General features: G+C 66.7%; 20 protein-coding genes and 1 pseudogene. 10 read left to right on the top strand and 11 right to left on the bottom strand.

The features are described from left to right. Window positions 1-310 precede the first annotated feature (310 nt). Window positions 311-1,690 (top strand): HNH endonuclease signature motif containing protein, encoded by a 1,380-nt coding sequence (locus AWC17_RS30485; protein ID WP_085165693.1) that lies wholly within the window; start codon window positions 311-313, stop codon window positions 1,688-1,690. Here the strand turns inward: AWC17_RS30485 and AWC17_RS30480 are convergent. The 3 genes from AWC17_RS30480 to AWC17_RS30470 are packed head-to-tail and all read right to left on the bottom strand — an operon-like array spanning window position 1,687 to window position 4,144. After that, window positions 1,687-2,769, bottom strand: a complete 1,083-nt coding sequence (locus AWC17_RS30480; protein WP_167385666.1) for a quinone-dependent dihydroorotate dehydrogenase — start codon at window positions 2,767-2,769, stop codon at window positions 1,687-1,689. The genes AWC17_RS30485 and AWC17_RS30480 overlap by 4 nt on opposite strands. Before the next feature lie 26 nt (window positions 2,770-2,795). Continuing rightward, on the bottom strand, window positions 2,796-3,050 hold the full coding sequence (locus AWC17_RS30475; RefSeq protein WP_046186804.1) for a DUF5703 family protein: 255 nt from the start codon (window positions 3,048-3,050) through the stop codon (window positions 2,796-2,798). Then, the gene (locus AWC17_RS30470) at window positions 3,047-4,144 is read right to left on the bottom strand and encodes a YncE family protein (RefSeq protein ID WP_085165681.1); all 1,098 of its coding nucleotides are present in this window, start codon (window positions 4,142-4,144) and stop codon (window positions 3,047-3,049) included. Before AWC17_RS30470 ends, AWC17_RS30475 begins: the two co-directional genes overlap by 4 nt. Window positions 4,145-4,269: 125 nt before the next feature. Between AWC17_RS30470 and AWC17_RS30465 the strand changes: the two genes are divergently transcribed. The 7 genes from AWC17_RS30465 (at window position 4,270) to AWC17_RS30435 (ending at window position 9,861) form a co-directional block, all read left to right on the top strand. Continuing rightward, window positions 4,270-4,572 carry a hypothetical protein gene (locus tag AWC17_RS30465; RefSeq protein ID WP_046186215.1) on the top strand — a complete coding sequence of 101 codons (303 nt, stop codon included), beginning with the start codon at window positions 4,270-4,272 and terminating at the stop codon, window positions 4,570-4,572. Window positions 4,573-4,663: 91 nt separating this feature from the next. After that, window positions 4,664-5,416, top strand: a complete 753-nt coding sequence (locus tag AWC17_RS30460; RefSeq protein WP_046186214.1) for a histidine phosphatase family protein — start codon at window positions 4,664-4,666, stop codon at window positions 5,414-5,416. Between the two features lie 63 nt (window positions 5,417-5,479). After that, window positions 5,480-6,067 carry a DUF3090 domain-containing protein gene (locus AWC17_RS30455; RefSeq protein WP_046186213.1) on the top strand — a complete coding sequence of 196 codons (588 nt, stop codon included), beginning with the start codon at window positions 5,480-5,482 and terminating at the stop codon, window positions 6,065-6,067. After that, window positions 6,051-6,866, top strand: coding sequence for an SCO1664 family protein (locus AWC17_RS30450; RefSeq protein ID WP_046186212.1), 816 nt, complete (start codon window positions 6,051-6,053; stop codon window positions 6,864-6,866). Before AWC17_RS30455 ends, AWC17_RS30450 begins: the two co-directional genes overlap by 17 nt. Window positions 6,867-6,911: 45 nt before the next feature. Further along, complete coding sequence (locus tag AWC17_RS30445) at window positions 6,912-7,700, top strand: 3'(2'),5'-bisphosphate nucleotidase CysQ (protein ID WP_085165679.1); 789 nt, start codon at window positions 6,912-6,914, stop codon at window positions 7,698-7,700. A 24-nt stretch (window positions 7,701-7,724) separates the two neighbouring features. Then, window positions 7,725-8,960: a cysteine--1-D-myo-inosityl 2-amino-2-deoxy-alpha-D-glucopyranoside ligase gene (gene mshC / locus AWC17_RS30440; RefSeq protein ID WP_046186210.1), complete on the top strand. Its 1,236-nt coding sequence runs from the start codon at window positions 7,725-7,727 to the stop codon at window positions 8,958-8,960. A 19-nt stretch (window positions 8,961-8,979) separates the two neighbouring features. Continuing rightward, window positions 8,980-9,861: an SDR family oxidoreductase gene (locus AWC17_RS30435; RefSeq protein ID WP_046186216.1), complete on the top strand. Its 882-nt coding sequence runs from the start codon at window positions 8,980-8,982 to the stop codon at window positions 9,859-9,861. Here AWC17_RS30435 and AWC17_RS30430 read toward each other — a convergent pair. Then, entirely contained in the window at window positions 9,858-10,736 is an 879-nt protein-coding gene (locus AWC17_RS30430) for a PAC2 family protein (protein ID WP_047322900.1), read from the bottom strand. The two genes, AWC17_RS30435 and AWC17_RS30430, sit on opposite strands and share 4 nt — an antisense overlap. A 211-nt stretch (window positions 10,737-10,947) precedes the next feature. Here AWC17_RS30430 and AWC17_RS34265 point away from each other — a divergent pair. Next, a pseudogene (locus AWC17_RS34265) lies at window positions 10,948-11,120 on the top strand (hypothetical protein); the annotation flags it as partial. Here the strand turns inward: AWC17_RS34265 and AWC17_RS32950 are convergent. Next, window positions 11,057-11,200 carry a hypothetical protein gene (locus tag AWC17_RS32950; protein ID WP_167385662.1) on the bottom strand — a complete coding sequence of 48 codons (144 nt, stop codon included), beginning with the start codon at window positions 11,198-11,200 and terminating at the stop codon, window positions 11,057-11,059. The pseudogene AWC17_RS34265 and the gene AWC17_RS32950 overlap by 64 nt on opposite strands. Window positions 11,201-11,364: 164 nt before the next feature. On the opposite strand from AWC17_RS32950, the gene metH reads away from it, so the two are divergent. Then, window positions 11,365-15,027: a methionine synthase gene (gene metH, locus AWC17_RS30425; RefSeq protein WP_276038778.1), complete on the top strand. Its 3,663-nt coding sequence runs from the start codon at window positions 11,365-11,367 to the stop codon at window positions 15,025-15,027. A 65-nt stretch (window positions 15,028-15,092) separates the two neighbouring features. On the opposite strand, the gene AWC17_RS30420 is transcribed toward metH, so the two are convergent. The 6 genes from AWC17_RS30420 to AWC17_RS30395 are packed head-to-tail and all read right to left on the bottom strand — an operon-like array spanning window position 15,093 to window position 21,230. Further along, window positions 15,093-15,860: a mannan-binding family protein gene (locus AWC17_RS30420; protein ID WP_046185874.1), complete on the bottom strand. Its 768-nt coding sequence runs from the start codon at window positions 15,858-15,860 to the stop codon at window positions 15,093-15,095. Beyond that, on the bottom strand, window positions 15,857-16,552 hold the full coding sequence (locus AWC17_RS30415) for a tetratricopeptide repeat protein (RefSeq protein ID WP_046185873.1): 696 nt from the start codon (window positions 16,550-16,552) through the stop codon (window positions 15,857-15,859). Before AWC17_RS30415 ends, AWC17_RS30420 begins: the two co-directional genes overlap by 4 nt. A 25-nt stretch (window positions 16,553-16,577) precedes the next feature. Then, the gene (locus AWC17_RS30410) at window positions 16,578-17,828 is read right to left on the bottom strand and encodes an MlaD family protein (RefSeq protein WP_046185872.1); all 1,251 of its coding nucleotides are present in this window, start codon (window positions 17,826-17,828) and stop codon (window positions 16,578-16,580) included. Then, the gene (locus AWC17_RS30405; RefSeq protein WP_047322904.1) at window positions 17,825-19,063 is read right to left on the bottom strand and encodes an MlaD family protein; all 1,239 of its coding nucleotides are present in this window, start codon (window positions 19,061-19,063) and stop codon (window positions 17,825-17,827) included. Before AWC17_RS30405 ends, AWC17_RS30410 begins: the two co-directional genes overlap by 4 nt. Beyond that, window positions 19,063-20,196, bottom strand: coding sequence for an MCE family protein (locus AWC17_RS30400; protein ID WP_046183097.1), 1,134 nt, complete (start codon window positions 20,194-20,196; stop codon window positions 19,063-19,065). The genes AWC17_RS30405 and AWC17_RS30400 overlap by 1 nt, the downstream gene beginning before the upstream one ends. Next, on the bottom strand, window positions 20,193-21,230 hold the full coding sequence (locus AWC17_RS30395; protein ID WP_141224865.1) for an MlaD family protein: 1,038 nt from the start codon (window positions 21,228-21,230) through the stop codon (window positions 20,193-20,195). Before AWC17_RS30395 ends, AWC17_RS30400 begins: the two co-directional genes overlap by 4 nt. Window positions 21,231-21,235 lie beyond the last annotated feature (5 nt).

The raw sequence follows: 21,235 nt of genomic DNA, 5'->3' as shown, positions 1-21,235 counted from the left end.
CCTCCGTGACGAAGAACTGGACGAAGAATTTGCTTTAGAAGCCTTGCCTAGCAACATATTTGGAGAATTCTAGGCCGCTAGTCCACTTAAGCAGATAAGCAGTACATGCGTTCGATTGATCCGTGCAGTCGCGTGGCCGCCCTGCTTGATGCGTTCGAGGCGGCGCAAGATTTGCTCGTTGCGTCCTTCGATTCACTGACGGCTCCCGAGCTTGTCGCGGCCCTCGATAGGTATGGATTTCTGCTCGGTCGGCTGGATGCACTCATCTATGAGTTGTCCAGTCCGTTTGGACGGCCAATTGGTGGCGCACATGGCTTTGACTGACCGCGATGAGATTCAGGGCGACGTCGACGCGTTGCGCGCCGTTGTCTCCCGCTTTCAGGGGCATTCGTACGAAGCGTTGACCAATCCGGAGCGGTTGCAGTTGTTGGAGATACTCGAGTGCGAGACACGCCGGCTGCAAGCGCCAACTCATCAACTCATCAATCAAGTTGGTGAGCAAGGGGATTCGGCCGAGCTGGGTGGCAAGCTGAGCTGGGCGTTGGCCGATCGTCTACACATCACCCGGGGGGAGGCCAGCCGCCGCATCGCTGAGGCCGCCGACCTGGGCCCCCGCAGGGCGCTTTCCGGTGAGCCGTTGGCGCCGGTGCTGCCTGCGACCGCGGCGGCCCAGCGCGACGGGGCCATCGGTTCCGACCATGTCGCGGTGATCCGGCGGCTTTTCCGCCAGCTGCCGGAGTCCGTCGACATCGAGACTTGTGAGCACGCCGAGAAACATCTGGCGTCCGAGGCCACCCAGTATCGTCCAGATGAACTCGTCAAGCTCGCCCGCCACCTGTTGGACTGCCTCAACCCCGACGGCAACTACACCGATGCGGACCGGGCGCGCGCCCGCGGGCTGGTGCTGGGCAACCAGCAGGCCGACGGCATGTCGAGGCTGAGCGGGTGGTTGACGCCCGAGGCACGCGCCAGCTGGGAGGCGGTGCTGGCCAAGCTGGCCGCCCCGGGCATGTGCAACGCCGACGACGAGACAACGGTCGTTGACGAGCAGCCCAGCGAGGAGGCGGTAGAGCGCGACGCCCGCAGCCCCGCACAGCGCAACCACGACGGCCTCAATGCCGCGCTAAGAGCAACGCTTGCCAGCGGTGAGCTGGGCCGGCACAACGGATTGCCGGCGGCCATCGTCGTGACGACCACGCTCACCGAGCTGGAAGCCGCCGCGGGTAAGGGCTTGACAGGTGGGGGCACGCGCCTGCCGATGTCCGACGTGATCCGACTGGCCCGCCACGCCCACCACTATTTGGCCGTCTTCGACAAGGGCAAAGCGGTGGCGTTGTATCACGGCAAGCGCCTGGCCTCGCCGGGACAGCGAATTGTCTTGTACGCCAAGGACCGTGGCTGCTCGGCACCGGGCTGCGATGTGCCGGGCTATTACTGCGAAGTACATCACGTCCAAGATTGGGCCAGCACCCACCGCACCGATATCGATCAACTCACCCTGGCCTGCGGACCCCACCACCGCCTGCTCGACAACGGCTGGACCACCCGAAAACACGCCAACGGCGACACCGAATGGATCCCGCCACCGCATCTTGACCGCGGGCGGCCCCGCGTGAACACCTTTCACCACCCGGAAAAAGTTTTGGCCGACGAAGACGACGAAGATGACGCCGAAGAAGGGGCGGCTTAAGTTGTCGCGTCCCCAGCCTTCGGCGCCGCCGACCCCACCGCATCGCTGAGCGAGGCGAACCCGCCGTCGCGCAGCCGGCGCGCGATGCCGTCATGAATGCGCTTGGGCCACAAGCCTCCTCCGTAGATGAAGCCGGTATAGCCCTGCAGCAGCGACGCGCCCGCGGTGATCCGCTCCCACGCGTCGTCGGCCGTTTCGATGCCACCGACGCTGATCAGCACCAGGCGATCGCCGACCCGGGCATAGAGCCGGCGCAATACCTCGGTGGCGCGGTGCGCCAAGGGCGGCCCGGAGATGCCGCCGGGGCCCAGCGCGTCGACCCCCGGCGTCCTCAGGCCGTCGCGCGACACGGTCGTGTTGGTGGCGACGATTCCGGCCAGACCCAGCTCGACAGCCAGGTCGGCGATGTCGTCGAGATCGGCGTCGGAAAGATCGGGCGCGATCTTCACCAACACCGGGTTTGACGTCTCGGCCAGGACGGCCGACAGGATGGGCCGCAGCGACTCGACGGCCTGCAGGTCGCGCAGGCCGGGCGTGTTCGGCGAGCTGACGTTGACCACCAGGTAGGACGCCAGCGGCCCGACCAGGCGGGCGCTGGCCCGGTAGTCGTCGACAGCGTCGGCGGCCGGCGTGGACTTCGTCTTGCCGATGTTGACCCCGATCGGAATGTCGGGACGGTGATGCGCGAGCTGGATCGCCAGCGCGCCGGCGCCGAGGTTGTTGAAGCCCATCCGGTTCAGCAGGGCGCGGTCGGCGGGCAGCCGGAACATGCGCGGTGGCGGGTTACCCGGCTGCGCGTTCGCGGTGACGGTCCCGACCTCGGCGTACCCGAACCCGAGCGCACCCCACGTCATCAGCCCCTTGCCATCCTTGTCGAAGCCGGCGGCCAGCCCGAGCGGCCCCGGGAAACGCACCCCGAACACCGTGCTCGCCAGCGCCGGGTCCCTGGGGGCGAGCAGCCGGTGCAGCAGCCGGCGTTTGAAGCCGAGGACGGTGGCGCCGCGCAGCACCGCGAACACCAGCGTGTGGATGCGCTCGGGGGGAACCAGGAAGAACAACCGCCGCACCAGGCCGTACACCACGCCGTCGCGGGGTTTGCTCACCGTCACAGTTCCGGCTGGTCAGGCCGCCGGTTGTCCAGCCGAGACTTCTTGCGGCGCAACAACACTCGTCTGGTCCCGTCGGTGTAGAGCCGCACCCGGGTGAGCTCCCAGCCGCGATATTCGGCCTCGATGGACAGCCGGGTGGACGCGCTGAGCCGGGTCACCTCCGGCGGCAGGCGCAGCGGCACCCACTCGTATTCGTCGGACAGCTCGGTGTCCCAGCCCGTGGGCAACTGACTTCGGCGCGGCGCGGTCAACGCGTACCCGCCGCGTGCTCGATGACCTGAACCCCCGCACCGGACCCCGACACCACGTACAAGGTGTCTGACGCTTCGTCGAAGGCCAGTGAGTTCGGTTGCTGCACGGTTGGGTAACGCACCTTTTCGACGGGAATTCCGGTGGACAGATCGTAACCAATCACGATATTGGAAGCGGTCTGGGTTACCCAGCTCAACTCGCGGGAGCCGGCCAGACCGTATGGCGCCTGGGGCACCGGATAGGCCTGACGCAAGATGAGCGGGTCGACCCCATACACCAGCAACTGGCCGCCCCGGGTGTCGGCGACCAGCACCCGGCCCCACGGGTCCGCGGCCATGGTGGTTGCGCCTTCGCCCGCTCGCAGCGCCTGGCGGACTTGACCGTCGGTGCCGATCGTGGTCACCGAGGTCTGTCCCCGATCCAGAACCACGGTCGTATTCCCTTGCGTGGCAAGCGAATCGACACGCACGAAAACCTTGCTCCGGCTGCCGACGATCGCGGTGCCAACGGCGTCGGGTGTCGGCGAGGCAGGTGTTGGAGAAGCTGGTGTTGGAGAAGCTGGTGTTGGAGAAGCAAGGGTGTAGACGGCTCCGTCGGCGCTGCCCAACACCAGCTTGCCGTCGGCGCGTAAGGCGACCGCGGTGAAATCGGCCTGCTGGGCGCCGCTGACGGTCACCTGTGTCGTGTGGCCGGTGGTCAGGTCAACCACGAAATAGCCGCCCCGGGCGGCCAGGAAGAGCGTGCCGTGGCCGTCATCGGTCAACGCGCTCGCCGGCCTGGGCAGGTCGATGACGCGCGGCGCGGCCTTCGGATCCCCGAAGACGGTCAGGCTGGCGGGCCCCGCCGGGGTGGCGCCGGGCGCCAGGACCGCCAGCTGATGGGTGCCGCCGTCGAAAGCCGCCGCGGCCGCGCGGGCGGCCAGCGGGCGCACCGCGCCGGCCGGGCTCTGCGACACCGGCGGCGACACGGCGGGCACGGCCGGTTCGATGGTGGGCGGTGCGGATTTGAATGTATTGGACGAACATCCCGCGACCGCGCCCAGCAAAAGCGCTACGCCAACTAAATGCCGGTGAGCTGCCGATAGACGACGCATGTGCGGTGACAGCAATTATTTTCCCTCGCATAGGAACTGTGGTCTGCGAATACTAAGGAACGCCTTCGCATCCAATATGGCCATGTCGCCCACATCAAGTCCCGCGGGCGAGGTATCGTCGGCTCATGGCCGTCACCGTTGACCGGCATGTCGCGGAAAAAGAGTTTGCTGTCGAAGACGTGTCGACAGGAATTTTCGGCAGCGGCTATGGACAAGTTGGTGATGGGCGCAGTTTTTCGTTCCACATTGAGCACCGCTCGCTCGTCGTCGAGATTTACCGGCCGCGTCTTGCCGGGCCAGTTCCCCAGGCCGAAGAAGTGGTCGCCACGGCGGTCCGCAGTCTGGTCGATATCGACCTCACCGACGAGCGCAGCCTGATCGCCGCCGTGCGTGACTCGGTGGCGCACGCGGTGCCGGTATCGCACTAGTCAGTAGCCCAATCGCGAGCGCACTCGCACCGGGTACGGTCGTGGTCGTGGTTGCCCCAACCTCGCGGACGCCTCCGTTGGACACCGCGGCATGACGGTCATCCTGTTGCGCCACGGTCGCTCCACCTCGAACACCGCCGGGGTCCTGGCCGGGCGCTCCGAGGGGGTCGACCTAGACGACAAGGGCCGCGACCAGGCAGCCGGGCTGATCGACCGGATCGCCGACCTGCCCATCCGCGGGCTGATCAGTTCGCCGCTGCTGCGCTGCCGGCGCACTGTCGAGCCGCTCGCCGCGGCGCTGTGCCTCGAGCCGCTCATCGACGACCGGCTCGCCGAAGTGGACTACGGGGACTGGACGGGCCGCAAGATCGCCGAGCTGGCCGGCGAGCCACTGTGGAGGGTCGTGCAGGCCCACCCGAGCGCGGCGGTGTTTCCCGGCGGCGAGGGGCTGGCGCAAGTGCAGTCGCGCGCCGTGGCCGCCGTCCGGGAACACGATCGTCGGCTGGCAGCAGAGCATGGCGGCGACGCCCTGTGGGTGGCCTGTACCCACGGTGATGTCATCAAGGCGGTCGTCGCCGACGCGTACGGCATGCACCTGGATGCGTTCCAGCGGGTCACCGCCGACCCCGCGTCGGTAAGTGTGATCCGGTACACCGAACTGCGCCCGTTTGTGTTGCACGTCAACCACACCGGTGCGAAGTTGGCCGCAGCACTGCGGGCCGGACCGCCGCCCCAGGATGAGGCGAAGGCGAAGGCGGACGGTGAGTCCCAGGCGGCGCCAACGGAACAGGCGACCGCGGTCGTGCCGTCCGGCGACGCGGTGGTCGGCGGCTCGACTGACTAATTCAGCTGTGGCTGGGCAATCGAATCGCACGGCGAAGGCAACAGCCGGTATTTTGGAGGTGCCATGGCCCGCGCAATTCACGTCTTCCGCACACCCGACCGCTTCGTGGCCGGGACCGTCGGCCAGCCAGGAAACCGCACCTTCTACATCCAGGCGGTGCATGATTCCCGGGTGGTGTCGGTGGTGCTGGAGAAGCAGCAAGTGGCGGTGCTGGCCGAACGCATCGGTGCGCTGCTGCTCGAGGTGAATCGCAGGTTCGGAACGCCGGTCCCTCCGGAGCCCGCCGAGGTCGAGGATTTGAACCCGCTGATCACGCCCGTCGATGCCGAGTTCCGGGTCGGAACCATGGGCCTGGGCTGGGATTCGGAGGCCCAGACCGTGGTGGTCGAGTTGCTGGCCGTCACCGACGCCGAGTTCGACGCGTCAGTGGTGCTCGACGACACCGAAGAAGGTCCCGACGCGGTGCGGGTGTTCTTGACGCCGGAGTCGGCGCGGCAGTTCGCCACGCGCTCCAACCGCGTCATCTCGGCGGGACGGCCGCCCTGCCCGCTGTGCGACGAACCGTTGGATCCGGAAGGCCATATCTGCGCGCGCGCCAACGGCTACAGGCGCAGCGCGCTGCTCGGGCCTGACGATGAACTTGAGGCCTGACGACCGTGAGGTGTTGCGCAACGGCGAGCTGACGGTCATCGGACGCATCCGCTCAGCCAGCAACGCCACCTTCCTGTGTGAGTCCACGCTCGGCGAATCGACGGTGCACTGCGTCTACAAGCCGGTCTCCGGTGAGGCCCCGTTGTGGGATTTCCCCGACGGAACGCTGGCCGGCCGCGAACTCGCGGCGTACCTGGTGTCGACGCAGTTGGGCTGGAACATCGTGCCCTACACGATGATTCGTCACGGGCCGGCCGGTTCGGGCATGCTGCAGCTTTGGGTCGAGCAACCGGGCGACGCGGCCGACTCCGACCCGAGGCCCGGCCCCGACCTGGTCGACCTGTTTCCCGCCAACCAACCGCAGCCCGGTTACCTGCCCGTGTTGCGGGCCTACGACTACGCCGGCGACGAGGTCGTCTTGATGCACGCCGACGACATCCGGCTGCGGCGGATGGCGGTCTTCGACGTGCTGATCAACAACGCCGACCGCAAAGGTGGCCACGTTCTGCGCGACATCGAGGGCCACATCTACGGCGTCGACCACGGCGTGTGCCTGCATGTCGAGAACAAGCTGCGCACGGTGCTATGGGGCTGGGCCAACAAGCCGGTCGACGAGAAAATGCTGGAGGCGGTGGCCGGGCTCACCGAGGCCCTGGCCGGCTCGCTGGGCGATGAATTGGCCGAGCACATCACGCAGGCGGAGATCGCGGCGCTGCGCAGGCGCGCGCACGCGCTGCTGAACGATCCGGTGATGCCGGGACCCAACCGGCACCGTCCCATTCCGTGGCCGGCCTTCTAGGGCCGGCCTTCTGAGCCACGCACGGGCGTCGGAGATACTGAACCGGTGAGCCAGGGCCCGGATGAGCTGACCGACGCCGCACTGGCCGCCGAACTCGCCGCGGACGCGGGGGAGCTGCTGCTGACGGTGCGCGACGAGATCGGCTTCGGTCACCCGTGGGCGCTGGGCGACGCCGGTGACAGCCTGGCCAACGAATTGATACTGCGGCGGCTGCGCGTCGAGCGCCCCGACGACGCGGTGCTCAGCGAGGAGGCCTACGACGACCTGGTCCGGCTCAAGCACGACCGGGTGTGGATCATCGACCCGCTGGACGGCACCCGCGAGTTCTCCACACCGGGCCGCGACGACTGGGCGGTGCACATCGCGCTGTGGCAGCGCCCCACCAACGGCCAGCGGGAAATCACCGACGCCGCGGTGTCGTTGCCGGCCCGCGGGAACACGGTGTACCGCACCGACACCGTGACCGCCGACGCCGCCCGCGTCGGCATTCCCCATACGTTTCGGATCGCCGTCAGCGCCACCCGGCCGCCCTTCGTGTTGCACCGCATGCGCCAGTCGCTGGTGATCCAACCGGTGGCGATCGGGTCGGCGGGCGCCAAAGCGATGGCCATCATCGACGGGCACGTCGACGCTTACCTGCACGCGGGTGGCCAGTGGGAGTGGGACTCGGCCGCGCCGGCCGGCGTGGTGATGGCCGCCGGCATGCACGCGTCACGGCTGGACGGCTCGCCCATGCGCTACAACCAGTTCGATCCGTACCTGCCGGACTTCGTGATGTGCCGCGCCGAGGTGGCGCCGATCCTGCTCGCTGCCATCCGCGACGCGTGGCGCTGAGTCAGCGCGTTTAGAGTCGATGCCATGCAGTCGTGGGTGTTTCCACCGGTTCCGGTGTTGCCGGGACGTGGCCCGGAGCTCCGGCTGTATGACACCTCCGACCGGCAGGTGCGCCCGGTGGCCGCCGGATTGACCGCCACCATGTACGTCTGCGGCATCACGCCGTATGACTCCACCCATCTCGGTCACGCGGCCACCTACCTGACCTTCGACCTGGTCTACCGGCAGTGGCTGGACCTGGGCCACGCCGTGCACTACGTGCAGAACGTCACCGACGTCGACGATCCGCTGTTCGAGCGCGCCGACCGCGACGGTGTCGACTGGCGCGAGCTCGGCGACCGTGAGGTGGCGCGCTTCCGCGAGGACATGGCGGCGCTGCGGGTCCTGCCGCCGCGCGATTACGTTGCCGCCACCCAGGCGATCCCCGAGGTGGTCGAGCTCGTCGAGAAGATGTTGGCGTCGGGCGCGGCGTACGTGGTCGACGGCGAGTACCCGGACGTCTACTACCGCGCGGACGCCACGCCGCAGTTCGGCTACGAGTCCGGCTATGACCGCGAAACCATGCTGCGGCTGTTCGGGGAGCGCGGCGGCGACCCGCAGCGGCCCGGCAAGACCGACGAGCTGGACGCGCTGCTGTGGCGGGCCGCGCGGCCGGGGGAGCCGAGTTGGCCGTCACCGTTCGGCGACGGGCGGCCCGGCTGGCATGTCGAGTGCGCGGCAATCGCGCTCAGCCGCATCGGCAGCGGCCTGGACATCCAGGGCGGTGGCAGCGACCTGATCTTCCCGCATCACGAATTCACTGCCGCCCACGCCGAATGCGTCAGGGGTGAGCGACGATTCGCCCGCCACTACGTGCACGCCGGAATGATCGGCTGGGACGGGCACAAGATGTCCAAGAGCCGCGGCAACCTGGTGCTGGTGTCGACCTTGCGAGCGCAAGGCATTGAGCCGCAGGCCATCCGGCTGGGCCTGCTGTCCGGGCACTACCGGGCAGACCGGTTCTGGAGCCGGGAGGTGCTCGACGAGGCCAACGCCCGGCTGCGGCGCTGGCGCACCGCGACCGGGCTGGCGGCCGGACCGGACGCCGCCGATGTGATCACGCGGGTACGCCAGTACCTGGCCGACGACCTGAATACTCCGAAAGCCCTTGCCGCACTTGATGGCTGGGCCACAGATGCGCTCGAATACGGCGGTCACGACACCGAGGCGCCGAGGCTGGTGGCGACCGCGATCGATGCGCTGCTCGGCGTGGAACTGTGAAGGCGGTACGTTGGCGGCCATGACGTCGCTGCAGGACAAAGTTGTTTTCATCACCGGCGGTGCCCGGGGAATCGGGGCCGAGGTCGCTCGGCGGCTGCGCCACAAGGGCGCCAAGCTGGTGCTGACCGATCTCAACGAAACCGAGCTGAGCGCGCTGGCCGCCGAACTCGGCGAGGACCGCGTGCTGACCGCCGTCGCCGACGTGCGCGACCTGCCGGCCATGGAGGCTGTCGCCGCCCAGGCCGTCGAACGCTTCGGCGGCATCGACGTCGTCGTGGCCAACGCCGGCATCGCCAGCTACGGGTCGGTGCTGCAGGTCGACCCCGAGGCGTTCAAGCGCGTCTTGGACGTCAACGTGCTCGGAGTCTTCAACACCGTGCGCGCCACGCTACCGGCGGTGATCGAGAGCCGCGGCTACCTGCTGATCGTCTCGTCGCTGGCCGCGTACGCCGCTTGTCCGGGCCTGGCCCCTTACAACGCGTCGAAGGCCGGTGTCGAGATCCTCGCCAACGCGCTGCGGCTGGAGGTGGCCCACCACGGCGTCAGCGTCGGTTCGTCGCACATGTCGTGGATCGACACCGCCCTGGTCCGCGACACCGCGGCCGACCTGCCCGCCTTCGGCAAGCTGCTCGCCAGCTTCCCCTGGCCGTTGAACAGGACCACCACCGTCGACAAGTGCGCGGACGCTTTCGTCAAGGGCATCGAGGGCCGCCGGAACCGCGTTTACTGTCCGCGCTGGGTCGCCCTGTTCCGCTGGCTCAAGCCGGTGCTGTCCAGCCCCGTCGGGGAAGTGGCCCTGCACAAACCCACCGCGGAGCTGTTGCCCCAGCTGGACGCCGAGGTCGCCGCGCTCGGGCGGTCCACCAGCGCCTACAACCAGGGCTTGGGCAAGAAGCTTTAGCGGCCGAATCCGGGGCGGCGGCGGCGCAAATACCGCTCGAACTCGGCGGCCAGCGCGTCGCCGTCGATCTTGCCCAGGGCCTCGTTCATGTCGACTTCGGCGTCGCCGCGCTGTTCCAGCGACAGCACGTACTCGGCCAGGTCCTCGTCCTCGGCGGCCATCTCGGTGATCGCCTGCTCCCACTCCTCGGCTTCCGTCGGCAGGTCGGCCAGCGGAACCTCGATGTCCAGCACGTCCTCGACGCGGCGCAGCAGCGCCACGGTCGCCTTCGGGTTGGGCGGCTGCGACACGTAGTGCGGCACCGCCGCCCAGAAGGTCACCGCCGGGATCCCGGCGGCCACGCAGGCGTCCTGAAAAACGCCGGCGATGCCGGTCGGGCCCTCGTAGCGGCTCTCCTCGAGCCCGAAGCGTTTCGCCGACTCGGGGGAGTAGGCCGCACCCGAGACCGGGACGGGCCGGGTGTGCGGCGTGTCGGCCAGCAGGGCTCCCAGGATGACCACGGTGTCCACGTTGAGCTTGTCGGCGATGGCGACCAGCTCGGCACAGAAGGTGCGCCAGCGCATGTTGGGTTCCACGCCGTGCATCAAGACGACGTCGCGGTCGCTGCCCGGCGGCCGACAGTGCGAGATCCGCATCGCCGGCCACACCAGCTCCCGGGTGACCCCGTCGACCTGCCGGATGACCGGGCGATTCACCTGGTAGTCGTAATACGCCTCGTCGTCGATCTCCAAGATCGGGTCGGCTTCCCAGATGGCCTCGAGGTGCTCGAGCGCGTCGCTGGCCGCGTCGCCGGCGTCGTTCCAGCCCTCGAACGCCGCCACGACGACGGTGTTGTGCAGTTCGGGCAGTGCGGCGCTGCCCTCGGGCGGGGTCACAGAATCAGCGTACGGCCTCGCGCCCGGCGCCGAGGCGGACCGTGCGCCGAAGTCCGGCCTTGCCATCGGGGAGCCTGTCAGGGAGCTGTCAACCTCTGGGCGCATTTCATAGGACGACTATCCTTGTGGCGTGACCGCCGCTAACGAACACCGCTACGACACGGACATCCTGGACGCTTTGGCGCAGCGTGTGGTGGTCGGCGATGTTGCGATGGGCACACTGCTGCAAGCGGCCGACCTGAGTCGCGACGACTTCAACAACCGGCGTCGACGCGGTCGAGACGAAATGGGTTCGGCCGCAATCTGGTCAACCTTGGTAACTACGACATTGCCGACAGGATCCGCGAGCTGTCGCTCAAGGACACCGCGATCGCCAAGCGGGTCCGGTCGAGCTGGGCGTCCAGACGTCGGGTGACGACGTAGACTTTTCTGGTCGAGAGGCGTTGCAACGGTTCCGGGTCCATGCCGGTATCCGCCACGCTCGGCAGATTTAAGGACGCCTTCCGCTACGGAAGGAATGCACGTGAACTCCGTTGAGTCGAACACCTTTGCACCGAACATCCGTCCCGATTGCACCGACGAACTGAAGGCTGCACTGCGCCAGCGGATCATCGTGATCGACGGCGCGATGGGCACGGCGATCCAGCGGGACCGGCCGGACGAGGCCGGCTACCGCGGCGACCGGTTCACGGAGTGGCCGACCGCTCTTCAGGGCAACAACGACCTGCTCAACCTGACGCAGCCGCAGATCATCGAGGCGATCCACCGCGAGTACCTCGACGCGGGCGCCGACATCCTGGAGACCAACACCTTCAACGCGAACGCGATCTCGCTCTCCGACTACGACATGGCGGACCTCAGCTACGAGCTGAACTACGCCGGCGCCGCCTTGGCCCGCAAGGCCGCCGACGAGTACAGCACCCCGGAGAAGCCCCGCTACGTCGCCGGCGCAATCGGGCCGACGACACGGACCGCGTCGATCTCGCCGGACGTCAATGACCCCGGAGCCCGCAACGTCTCCTACGACCAGCTGGTCGCCGCCTACCTCGAAGCCGCCAACGGCCTGGTCGACGGTGGTGCCGACCTCATCATCATCGAGACGATCTTCGACTCGCTGAACGCCAAGGCGGCGGTGTTCGCGGTCGAGACGCTGTTCGAGGACCGCGGACGCCGCTGGCCGGTGATCATCTCGGGCACCATCACCGATGCTTCCGGGCGGACGTTGTCCGGTCAGGTCACCGAAGCGTTCTGGAACTCGATCAGGCACGCGAAGCCGATCGCGGTGGGCCTCAACTGCGCGCTGGGCGCGCCGGAGATGAGGCCCTACATCGCCGAGATGGCGCGGATCGCGGACACCTTCGTCTCCTGCTACCCCAACGCCGGCCTGCCCAACGCCTTCGGCGAATACGACGAGTCCCCCGAGCGTCAGGCGAGCTACATCGCCGACTTCGCCGAGGCCGGCCTGGTCAACCTGGTCGGTGGCTGCTGCGGGACGGCGCCGCCGCACATCGCCGAGATCGCCAAGGTCGTCGAGGGCAAGCCGCCGCGAGAGCTGCCGGAGATCGAGGTGGCCACCCGGCTCTCGGGCCTCGAGCCGCTCAACATCACCGACGACTCCCTGTTCGTGAACATCGGTGAGCGCACCAACATCACCGGCTCCGCCCGGTTCCGCAACCTGATCAAGGCCGAGGACTACGACACCGCCCTGTCGGTTGCCCTGCAGCAGGTCGAGGTCGGTGCGCAGGTCATCGATATCAACATGGACGAGGGCATGATCGACGGCGTCGCCGCGATGGACCGGTTCACCAAGCTGGTCGCGGCCGAGCCGGACATCAGTCGCGTCCCGGTGATGATCGACTCCTCCAAGTGGGAGGTCATCGAGGCGGGCCTGAAGAACGTGCAGGGCAAGCCGATCGTGAACTCGATCTCCATGAAGGAGGGCGAAGAGAAGTTCATCCGCGAGGCACGGCTGTGCCGCAAGTACGGCGCCGCCGTCGTCGTGATGGCCTTCGACGAGCAGGGTCAGGCCGACAACCTGGAGCGCCGCAAGGAGATATGCGGGCGCGCCTACCGGATCCTGACCGAAGAGGTCGGCTTCCCGGCCGAGGACATCATCTTCGACCCGAACTGCTTCGCGCTGGCGACCGGTATCGAAGAGCACGCGACCTACGGGATCGACTTCATCGAGGCCTGCGCCTGGATCAAGGAGAACCTTCCCGGCGTGCACATCTCCGGCGGTATCTCGAACGTGTCGTTCTCGTTCCGGGGCAACAACCCCGTCCGCGAGGCGATCCACGCGGTGTTTCTATACCACGCCATCAAGGCCGGCCTCGACATGGGCATCGTCAACGCCGGCGCGCTGGTGCCCTACGACTCGATCGACCCCGAGCTGCGGGACCGAATCGAGGACGTCGTCCTGAACCGTCGTGAGGACGCGGCCGAAAGGCTTTTGGAGATCGCTGAACGGTTCAACAGTAAGGGGCAGTTCGGGGAAGGTGATGCCGCGGCGGCAGCCGAGTGGCGCAGCCTTCCGGTCCGCGAGCGGATCACGCACGCGCTGGTCAAGGGGATCGACGCCCACGTCGATGCCGACACCGAGGAATTGCGGGCCGAGATCGCCGCCGCGGGTGGTCGCCCGATCGAGGTGATCGAGGGTCCGCTGATGGACGGCATGAACGTCGTCGGCGACCTCTTCGGCGCGGGCAAGATGTTCCTGCCCCAGGTCGTGAAGTCGGCCCGGGTGATGAAGAAGGCCGTGGCCTACCTGCTGCCGTACATCGAGGCGGAGAAGGTAGAGTCCGGCGCCGCTGCCGGTAAGGACACCAACGGCACGATCATCATGGCGACGGTCAAGGGCGACGTCCATGACATCGGCAAGAACATCGTCGGGGTCGTCCTGCAGTGCAACAACTTTGAAGTGATCGACCTCGGTGTGATGGTGCCCGCCCAGAAGATCCTGGACGCGGCGAAGGAGCACGACGCCGACATCATCGGGCTGTCCGGCCTGATCACCCCGTCCTTGGATGAGATGGTCAACTTCGCCGTCGAGATGGAACGCGAGGGGCTGGAGATCCCGCTGCTGATCGGTGGCGCGACCACCTCGCGCGCCCACACGGCCGTGAAGGTGTCGCCGCGTCGTACGGGTCCGGTGGTCTGGGTCAAGGACGCGTCCCGCTCGGTGCCGGTCGCTGCGGCGCTCCTCGACGACAAGCAGCGTCCAGCGCTGCTGGAGGCCACCGAGGCTGACTACGCAGCCCTGCGCGAACGGCACGCCCAGAAGAACGAGCGGCCGATGCTGACGCTGGAGAAGGCCCGCGCCAACCGGACGCCGATCGAGTGGGACGGCTACACGCCACCGGTGCCTGCCCAGGGCCTCGGCGTGCGGGAGTTCCACGATTACGACCTCGCCGAACTGCGCGAGTACATCGACTGGCAGCCGTTCTTCAACGCCTGGGAGATGAAGGGCAGGTTCCCCGACATTCTCAACAACCCGGTCTCGGGCGAGACTGCCCGCAAGCTGTACGACGAAGCCCAGGAGATGCTCGACACCCTGATCAAGGAGAAGTGGCTGACTGCCAACGGGGTGATCGGGTTCTTCCCGGCGAACGCGGTCGGCTCGGGTATTGAAGACATCGAGGTGTACACCGACGAGACCCGTACCGAGGTGCTGACCACATTGCACAACCTGCGCCAGCAGGGCGAGCACCGGGACGGCATCCCTAACCGGTCGCTGGGCGACTACATCGCGCCCAAGGACACCGGTCTGGCTGACTACGTCGGCGCCTTCGCCGTCACCACGGGGCTCGGCAGCCAGGACAAGATCGCGGAGTTCAAGGCAGCCAACGACGACTACAACGCGATCCTGCTGGAGTCCATCGCCGACCGGCTGGCAGAGGCGTTCGCCGAACGGATGCACCAACGGGTCCGCAAGGAGTTCTGGGGGTTCCAGCCGGACGAGCAGCTGGACAATGAGGCACTCATCAGTGAGAAGTACGTGGGAATCCGCCCTGCCCCCGGCTACCCGGCCTGCCCGGAGCACACCGAAAAGGTGACGCTCTGGAAGTTGATGGACGTCCGGGAGCGGACCGGCATCGAGCTGACCGAATCGATGGCGATGTGGCCCGGCGCCGCCGTCAGCGGCTGGTATTTCTCGCACCCGCAGTCGCAGTACTTCGTGGTCGGCCGGATGGCCCAGGATCAGGTCGCCGACTACGCGAAGCGCAAGGGCTGGACCCTGCAGGAAGCCGAGCGCTGGCTCGGCCCCAACCTCGGCTACAACCCGGAGGACTGAGCTCCACGTGTTCGTGCCGCATCACCCAGAGGCCAAGTACTTCAACGCCTAATGGCGCGTGTGTCTTACATCTGCAGCACGGAGCTCAGGGCTGAGAGCGGGATGTGGGCTTGGACGGTGCCCCCGTCCATGAACCACTGCATGACACCGGGCGTGAAGTTGATCGGCTCGTCGTGGGCCACCGGGTAGTCCGGCATGTACAGGATCAGCTCGTCGGGAGTCACCGCCCAGGCCTTGTACGCTCCGGAGTAGACCTTGTCCGGGGTCCAGCGGTCGACCGTGAACGGGTAGGTGCCCGGGTCGTGTGGCGGCGGCGCCTGATTGAGCGCGGTTTCGATAAACGGTTGAGCCAGTGGGGGAATGGCAGTCAGCGGATTTGACGTCGTCAGATCCGCGAGCTGAACCCGCCGGCCGCCTGCCATGTCGAACGTGAAGGTCCGGTAGGCGTTGTTGAACTTCGGCCCGTCGGCGTGGTAGTCCTCGTGGAACACCGCGCTGAGCAGGTTGCCGTGCCGGAATACTTCGAAGTTCTCCTCGCCGTAACTGTCGGCGGCCATGCTGCCGTTGGCTGTCTTCCAATTGTTGACCAGGGTGCGCAGGTAGTCGCGGATCACCGGGCCCGTAGTCGGATTGTCGATCAGCTCGCCGGGCACGGCGACCTTGATGTCGCGGACGGCGTTGCGCTCGGACGTCACCGAGGTGTGGCAGTACTGGCCGTCCCAGTCACCGCCGAGCTCGCCACAGAATGACGGGGCGGATGCGTGTGCAGTGGCGGCGGTGGGAATCGTTGTGGCCACGATCAATACGACGGCCGCGAGGAGTTTTCGGATCACAACAGCTGGACTTTGCTTGCCCGCCAGCGACCGTCGACCTTCTCCATGGTCATCTTGATCCTGCTGCGGTCGATGCGCGGGTCGGGTGCGGCAGCGTTGGTGACGGTCTGGTCGATAAAGACGAGCACGACAACCTTGTTCGTGGATTCGGACTGAATCGCCGAGTCCACCACCACCCCGTGCGCGGTCGCCTTGTTGTCGATCAGTAGCTGCCTAAGCTGCACGCTGGATTGGGTGTACATGTCTTTGAACTCGCCGGTCGCGCCGTCGAGCACCTGCCGGAAGTTCTCATCGACCTTGTTGGAATCAATGCTGGTCAGTACCTGCGCGTAGGTGATGGCGGCTCGTTGTGCCTGCTGACCGGCCAGCTTCACCTGATGCTCTTGCCACTGCTGCCAGCCCAGGAAGCCCGAAACCGCAAGTGACGCAACGAGTAACAGCGGTAGCGCGCCGCGACGCAGATATTGGCGCCACGGTCGCTGGGGCCACGATCGCTTGCGCCGCTTGGCCTTGTTGCCCCTGCCCTTGAAGGGTTCGTCGTCCTCCTCGTCGCCGGCCGTAGGTTCGGTGTCGTCGGCGGCTTCGGCCTCGGCTTCGCCTTTCTCCGACTCGGCTTCTTCCGTTGCGGCGCTAGGCGTTTCCTCCTCGACGGAAGTGTCGAGGTCTTTATCGGTCGTCGTGGCCATAATCATCTCCTTGGCTGGACAGGTGTCGGTCTTAGTGGGGCGGTTCTATGGGCAGCACCGGGCCGCCGTAAGGGGTGGGAATCGTGTAGCGGCCCTTCGGTGTTGGATCGGTTCTGCGGCCCAGGTCCGCCCCCGGCGGCGGACCGGCGGTGTCATCGCCGGCAGGCCGCGGCGCGTTCTTGGCTCCACGGATCCCGACCGCGGGATCGTCGTCGCGGCAGTAGGTATACATGAAAGGCTCGGGATAGTCGGCGGCAGAGGGTGAAAACGCCGGTGTGCCGTAGTCGCAGGCGTAGCGCGGGTACCAGTCGGCCGTCGCCCAGATCCCGTGGTCGTGAATGGTGCTGGCCAGGGCGTCCAATAGTGACCCGCGATAATCCGGGAACAGCGCGTTGAGCGCCGGTACCCGCAGGTAGAGAAGCTGCGCGTAGCTGGCCGCGCTGCCGAGTAGCTGCACCATCGTGTCTGAGTTGTCGGCGAATAAGCTGTCGACGGCCGAGAGGGCCCGCGGCGACCGTTCGGTCAAGCGGCGATAGCCGCCTTGCATTCCGGCCACGCCGGCCAGCGTTCGATCGAGGCCCTTGGTCATCGCGGCCAGGCCGGCGTTCTTGTCCGCTGCGAGGTTCAGCACCACCCGGCTGGTCTTGATGATGCTGGTGGTTTCCGGCAGCACCGAATCGAGCGTCGAAAGCAAGAACGTGCCGCCGTCGACGATGGCGGCCAACTTCTGCGGGCCCTGCTTGGTCAGGCTGAGTTCCCGCTTCATCAGCTCCATCTTGCGGGGATCGACCTGCGCCAGCATTCCGTCGGCGTCGGCGAGCAACTGCGCCATGCTGAGCGGGACGGTGGTTCGGTCGAGTCCGATCACACTGCCGTCGTGCAGATACGGTCCGGCGTCGGATTCGGCTTCGAAGTTGAGGCATTGCTCGCCGCCAGCGGACAGCTCCGACACCTGTGCGACGCTGGACGCCGGGACCTTCACCCTCGAGGTGATGGTGGCGATGGCATTCACACCTCTGTCGGTGATCTGCAGCGACTGGACACGCCCGATGCGCACACCGCGCAGTGCCACATCCTGATTGGGCAGCAGCCCACCGGATTCCGGCAATTGCACGATCACCTGATACGACGACGCGAACGGCGTCGCCCGCAACGCACCGGCCAGCAGGTAGGCCGTCGCGAGGACCAGTGTCAGCACCAGCCCGGCCACCGACAGCCACGTCTGCCGCCGGTGAGCGGCCCGCACCACGCGGACAATGACGTCGGCGATCGCCCCGATCATCGTTGCGGTCCTGTCGGCTGCGGACCGGGGGCCGGGGGGCCGAGAGCCGGTGGCGCCGGGGGAGGGGCGATCTCGACCGCCCCGGGGATGCTCGGATCCGGTATCACCGGCACCTGCGGTGAGTTCGGCCCGCGCCCCACCACTCGTTCCTGAAGACGCCACAACGTGTACTTCAACGAGCCGATGAATTGATTCCAGTTGTACCTGTGTGGCCCGTGCAACCCGATGTCGCCGGGGAACCCGATGTCGGGTATCGATCCGAGTATCAGCCGGTCGATACTGCCTCGGCCCGCGACCGCAAAACCGGAAGTCGACTTGATCATCGGCGGAAGCATCCGGTTCAAGGGCAACCAGCTGGTATCTGGGCTCACGGCAACGTCGTTGAACGCTCCGGCGAGCGTGTTCAGGTCGCGGATGACGCTACGGCCGCTGGTGTCGGTCCCGCCTATCGACGGGAACCTGGCCAGCAGCCGGGCGGTGTCACCGGCTTGTACGGCCAAGTCGGACAGCTCGGTCGTGTTGTTGGCGATGGCCTCGGTGCCAGGGCCGGCCGCCGCCATCAGGTCGGTGACGGTCTGCTCTTTGGCGTCGAGTTCATCAGCGAGGCGTGACATTTCGGTCATGGAGCTCGAGATCTGCCCGGTGCGGGAGTCCAGCGTGCCGATCAGCCGGTTCGACTTACGGATCAGATCAGCGAGCGCCTGGCCACGGTCGCCCGTCGCCCTGCCGAAACCGTTGATGATGTTGGTGAAGTTGCGCACCGCTCCGCCGTTCACCAGCACCGCCGCCGAGCTCAGCAGCGACTCGACCGTCGCGGAGGCGCCCGTGGAACCCAAGCCTATGGTGTCGCCGTCCTTTAACATCGGCATGTTCGGGGGATCGTCGGCGGGTGGCTGCAGAGCAACGAACACGTCGCCCAGCGGTGTGGCGGTGCGTAACTCAGCGGTGCTGCCCCGGGGCAGCAGGACACCATTCCTGACGCGCAGCGTCGTTATCGCGGTGTAGTTGCGTGCGACCATCGATTCGACTTGGCCCACGTCGGCGCCGGCGAGCTTTACCTTGGCGTTCATCGACAGGTTGAGCGCATTGGAAAACACCGCGGTCAGCGTGTACCCGCCCGAGCCGAGCCCGGGGGCCGGAAGGGGAAGGCTGGCAAGCCCGTTCGTGGCGCACCCCGAACTGACGACTGCCGTGGTCACAGCAATCGCCAGCGCGGACCTCCCTCGTGCGGCCATCACTTCTGCCCCATTGCGGCCATGCCGTCCAGCATGTACGTGAGTCCGAAGTCAGGCCCGAAGTCACGCAGGGTCCCGGTGCTGCAGCCCAGTTGCCTCAGTCCCATTACGTTGCAGACCTCTTTGGACCACTGGCTCTCGAAAATGACCCTGTCGGTGAGGAGGCGCCCGCGGATGGCGCCATTGGCCCGGTCGATGGCGTTGTAGGCGTTGTCGGACACCATCGGCGCCAAATCAAGTAATTCGGCGATCTCGCGCTGGTTGTCCATACCCGTCTTCGCAAAGGTGTCGCCGTTGAGAACGGCCTGTCTGATGGTGTCGCGTTGCGCGTCAAGCAGATCGGAGGCCTCCTGCACCAGCTGAACGAGCCTCTTCCCGGTTGTACCGGTGCCGAGATCCTCGTCGGCCAGAATCTGGCTGGCCAGGTGGATGGTGGAGGCGAACTCCCGCAGCTTCGCGTCATTGGCGGCCGCAGCCTCGAACAGCGAGCTGACGTTCTTGACGATCGTGGTGATCTGCTCACGGGTCTGCGCGCCGCCATCGCTGCTCAGCCGGAGCGCCCTGGACAGCTCGCCGAGCGCTTGCTTGATCTTGCCGCCGTTGCCGTCGACGACCGCCGCACCGCTGTTGATCACGTCGGCGAGGGGACCCCCGCCATGACCGTCACCTTCGAGCGATTTCGTCACCCGGTCGAGAACGCTGAGCACCCGGCTGAATTCGACGGGCGTCTTGGTGCGGGTCAAGCCGATGGTGTCGTGGTTTTCCAGGGCCGGGCCGCCACGGTAGGGCGGGGTGAGCTCGATCTGGCGGTCGGTCAAGATGGAGGTGGATACCGTCACGGCTTGAGCGTCGGCGGGAACCTTGACGTCGCGGTCGACGGTGAATTCCACTTCGACGTAGCTGCCCCGTGGGGTGATCTTGGTGACCTTGCCTACCGGCATGCCCAGTACCGCAACCACGTTGCCCTCGTATAAGCCCGAGGCACTGTCGAATTGGGCCGTCACGGTGATCGGGTCCGCCTTGGAGCCGAAGTACCACCACCCGATGCCGACGGCCGCTATCACTGACGCCACGGCGGCAACGACAGCGAGGATCCCGACCCTGATCCCCGCGCCGGCCCTGGCCCCGGTCATTTGCAGTCCTTGAAGTACGGGATCATGCCAAACTGCTTGGCGCGGCCGCTGATGGCGCACATCCACGAATCGATGAGCGCGCCGCCGGGCGCGTTGAAGGTGAAGGCGTTTCCGTCACCGCTGATGTTGGCCATCTCACGCAACATGACGGGGCTGACTTGCAGCGTGTTGCGCAGCAGGTCGTCGTGCTGCGCGATGATCCCGGTCATGTCACGGGTGTCTTTGATCAGCGCATCCACTTGTGACCGGTCGCGGACGAGAATCTTGTTCAAGATGTCGACGAGACTCGTGAGAGACTGCATCATCGCGTGGAAAACGCCACGCCTCGCGACGAATTGGGCTAACAGGTCTTGACCCTGGTTGACCAGGGTGCCGATGCTGGATTGCTGGCGGCGCAGCGTGTTGGTGACCTGTTCGGTGTTTTTGAGGAGCTGGCCCAGTTGATCGCGCCGTTGGGCAATGATGGATGACAGTGAGTCGATGTTTGCCATCGCCTGAGGTACCACCGCGGGCATCGTTTCCAGTTGCTTGCCGAGCAGGCTCAGCGATTGCGCGAACCTGTCGGAGTCGACCTGCTCGAAAGTGGTTGTGGCGTCCTCCAATGCGGCCTGCAGGTCATAGGGGACCTCGGTGTGCGCCAAGTCGAACGTGCCGCGCGGCAGGGAGCCGGGGCCGTTGGGCTCAACCGCAACGTAGCGGGAACCGAGAATGGTGGCGACCTTGATCACAGCTTTCGACTGGTTGCCGAGCACGAGGTCATCGCGAATCTTCAAACCCGCCTCGACGTGGTCACCGGCGAGCTTCATGCTGCTGATGGCGCCGACGGGTATGCCCGCGACGGTGATCGGGTTCCCGACCCGCAGCGAGGCCGCCTGCAGAAATTCCGCCGTGTAGTGCCGATACCCGGCACCGAGCGTATGAACGGCGACCATGGCTCCGATCACCACCGCGACCACCGCGACCGCGACGAACCCAAGCCAGGTCTTGTTGTAACTCTCCAGCGCGCGCTTCGGCCCGGCTTTCGTTCGCCACATCCGGA

Source organism: Mycobacterium nebraskense, assembly GCF_002102255.1.
GTDB lineage: Bacteria > Actinomycetota > Actinomycetes > Mycobacteriales > Mycobacteriaceae > Mycobacterium > Mycobacterium nebraskense.
The sequence above is the reverse complement of the archived record's forward strand: the minus strand, read 5'-3'. Positions and strand labels throughout refer to the sequence as shown.